The organism is Mycetohabitans endofungorum (genome assembly GCF_002927045.1).
GTDB classification, from domain to species: domain Bacteria; phylum Pseudomonadota; class Gammaproteobacteria; order Burkholderiales; family Burkholderiaceae; genus Mycetohabitans; species Mycetohabitans endofungorum.
Window position 1 is genome coordinate 1 of record NZ_PRDW01000044.1, and the last position, 2,780, is coordinate 2,780.

At 55.6% G+C, this 2,780-nt stretch carries 1 protein-coding gene; it reads left to right on the forward strand.

Annotated elements, in window-relative coordinates; genetic code table 11:
* Positions 1-1,665: 1,665 nt before the first annotated feature.
* On the forward strand, positions 1,666-2,780 hold a 1,115-nt coding region (locus B0O95_RS15045; RefSeq protein ID WP_233203447.1), incomplete at its 3' end, for a condensation domain-containing protein.

The window sequence follows — 2,780 nt, forward strand, 5'->3', positions numbered from 1 at the left end:
GCGCTGTAGAGGGGCATGGTGCGCGACTCTTTGCGTATCGGACAATCGCCATAGCCGGTGCGCTAACGCATCCATTGGGGCGTCTTGATACGATGTTAGCAAGCGCGGTGCCCACTGGGATCCTGTTTCGTCAAGTTTGGCCTATTTCTCGGCATGGACACCGCAAGTTGTGGTTGTTGCTACCCCTCCGAATGGTGACTGCTGCCCGCCTGCACCCGCTGGCACGGCCTGGAGCAATAAGTGTGGCGGAGCCTCCGCCGCGCAGCGACTGCCTTGCCGGCTTTCCCTTGCGTATAGGGCCAATTAGGACTGGGAGAAGGGCAACGCGAGTCCATGCCCATTAAAAAACCCTTGGATGCTTTTTTAATAGAAATGGACGCGACTGCCAACGTCATCGGTACACACATGCTGAGTTAGCGTTATCGCACACCTATGAAGTCGCCGTGCGCCACTGTGTTCCGAAGATCCCGCCTGGGTGAGGCAGTATCAGAAACACCTCACGCCCTATGGGCAAGCTAACTGAAAGGACGCTGTCAAACACGCCGGCGAGCATTATTTAAGCTATTTTTTGGGCTGATCTAGTAAAAATTATCTCAATAGCTGGGCGGCTCTATGTACCGAAATGAGATTAGGCAGCCGCTCTGCCGTGCGCAACGGTGTGCCTTGCATCCCGGTTTCAGGACTGGGTGGAACACTTCAGTTTTTTCATCGTAAGGCATACCCGTCGAGTTTTACGACAGCCAGCTTGCGAGACGTGACAGGCAAATGGGTGGCCAGCTTCCGTTGAATGCGCTTGCTGTGGGTGCTGCTCGCTCAAGGGCGTGAATCCCTGTCAACGCCAGAGCGGGATACCGACGCCGCTTGTCCATTGGCGGTAGTACGGTCTTGCGGGGCGATATCGAAGTTCCAATGTTGCCCGCTCAGCCTCACCATTCTGGTCACGAATGGTGAGGCTGAGACACGCCCTTAAGCCGTACTTCATCTATCTCGTGGGTGACCGCGTGGCTTCTGGTTGCAAGTTTTAATTTTATCGTTTAATTCGTTCAGGATCTGTCGCCTTAAGCGAAGATAATAGACTTGAGTGCATCATGGCGGGAACTTTACAGTCTTTCAACAGGCGCTAAGCGTTGCGATTATCTGGATCTTTGTAGCGACTCCTGACAGCTAGGCACGGTGCTTGCGAGACGTGAAGCAGGTAACGTCGAGCTGATGGGTCAGCGAACGGGTGCGTTGCCGTAGCCGTATGGCTAAATAAAGTGATGGTTGGAGAAAAATGAAGAAGTACCTCAGTACTGAACCCAATGACGCCGCGCCTGTGCGACGCACTGGTTTGCTCTGTTCTTTTTAACTGTCTCGCTTGACCGACTGTCATGCCAATTCGTGCACAGTATCACGCGCGTTATGTCTAGTGTTTTTCACTTTTCACTAAACTTGATATCAATGGGACGTGGCGTGATCACTGGCCGGCCAAGTGCCGTGAACGGTGCACTGACGCATGCCGATGCGTGGCCCTGGTCGCTGCAGTGAAGGGTTAAGGATTGCACGCGACGAGTCATAAAAGCCGTAGTGGTTCCCGAACAACGAGAGATTCTGATTGCGTCGTTGTATCGTTTCGTACACCTTTTAAATATCAGGCCGCTCGGTCGCCTGAATCGGAGCTTTGTTATGGATGCTAGCGCTACGCCTGTTACCCAGCCGTTATCCAGTGCGCAAACCGAAATCTGGCTCGCGCAGCAACTGCATCCCGACAGCCCCGTGTACAACATTGCGCAGTACACGGTGATCGATGGTGTGATTGAGCCGGCCGTCTTTGAAGCGGCATTGCACCAAGTCATCGATGAGGCCGACACCCTGCGCCTGCAATTTGTCGACAGCGATGACGGGCTGCGGCAGAGAATCGGTTCACCCGCATGGTCAATGCCGGTGCTGGACTTCACGGCACAAGCCGATCCTCAGGCAGCGGCCCAGGCGTGGATGCGGGCCGACTATCAGCAGCCGGTCAATCTGATGCAGGGACCGCTTTTTTGCTATGCGTTGCTGAAAGTGGCGCCCGCGCAATGGATTTGGTACCAACGCTATCACCATATCATGATGGATGGATATGGCCAGTACCTGATCGTCCAACGCGTTGCACACGTGTATAGCGCGCTATGCGCGGGCACGGCGCCGGCGGCATGTGATTTTGGCTCGATCCGACAGCTATTGGATAGCGATGCGCAATATCAGGCATCCGCCCAACGGGCACAAGACGAAGCGTATTGGCTCAAGCACTGCGCCCATTGGCCTGAGCCTGCGGCGCTGGCAAGCCGCGCCGTGCCTGCCTTACAGCAGCGGCTGCGTCAGACGACTTACCTGGCCACCCAGGCGCTGGGTGACACTGCATCGGACGCTCCTCGGCTAACACAGTTTATGACGGCGGCGATGGCCGCGTATCTTTATCGATTCACGGGTAAGCAAGACGTCGTATTGGGTCTTCCGGTTCAGGCACGCTTCGGTGGCGACCGGCATATTCCTGGTATGAAGTCCAATACATTGCCACTGCGGCTCACAATACAACCAGGGATGAACCTGTCGTCGTTCATGCAGCAGGCCGCGCAGGCGATGCAAAGCGGATTGCGACACCAACGTTACCCGAGCGAAGCACTGCGGCGTCAACTTGGGCTGCCGCCCGGGCAGTCACTATTCGGCATCAAGGTCAACGTGATGCCGTTTGACTACGAGCTGTCGTTTGGCGAGCATTCATCGACGAACCATAATCTGCTCGCTGGTCCGGTTGACGA